1 protein-coding gene is annotated in these 548 nt (G+C 53.8%); it reads right to left on the bottom strand.

Features of this window, described 5'->3' with window-relative positions; all coding sequences use genetic code 11:
- Positions 1–335: transposase (locus QPK27_RS25235; RefSeq protein ID WP_290420888.1), on the bottom strand; the 335-nt coding region annotated here is incomplete at its 3' end.
- Positions 336–548 lie beyond the last annotated feature (213 nt).

Genomic DNA, 548 nt, shown 5'->3' with positions numbered 1-548 from the left:
ACTTCGCCATAGCGTGCCAGCACCGCGCTGTCTTCCTTGTCGGTCTTGTTCTTGACGCCAATGCCATCGGCGAAAGCCCGCAGCTGTGCGGGGTTGACCAGCGAAACAACCAGCCCGGCATCGGCTAGCGCCAGTGCAGCGGCTTCATGGTACGTGCCAGTTGGCTCCATGATGACGTGGGGTTGAGTTGAATCCTGTTTGAACAGCCATTCCAACAGTTCGGTAAAGCCAGCAGGCGTATTTGTAACTGCCTTCGACTTCACTTTTCCGTTCGATGCATTGCGCAACATGCAATCAAGCTTCTTTTTTGAGACGTCTACACCGAGGTAAAACATGGGCTCTCCTTGCGTTCTCGATCATCACACCCACTCTCCTTGTGCATGCAGGGTCAGAGCCCTTGGCTACCGTCCAGTGTTTGGTATGGTGTGGGAACGAGGTGAAGGGCTTGATCTACCTTCCAAGGTCGAGCCTTAAGGGTTGGCCCAAGCTGGTCTTCACCTCTATTGGCAGTAGCTAACCACCAATATGAGCAAGATACAAGGGTTGGC

The organism is Massilia sp. YIM B02443, assembly GCF_030411955.1.
GTDB lineage: Bacteria > Pseudomonadota > Gammaproteobacteria > Burkholderiales > Burkholderiaceae_D > Telluria.
Note: the sequence above shows the minus strand (reverse complement) of the source record. Positions and strands in the feature narration are given on the sequence as shown.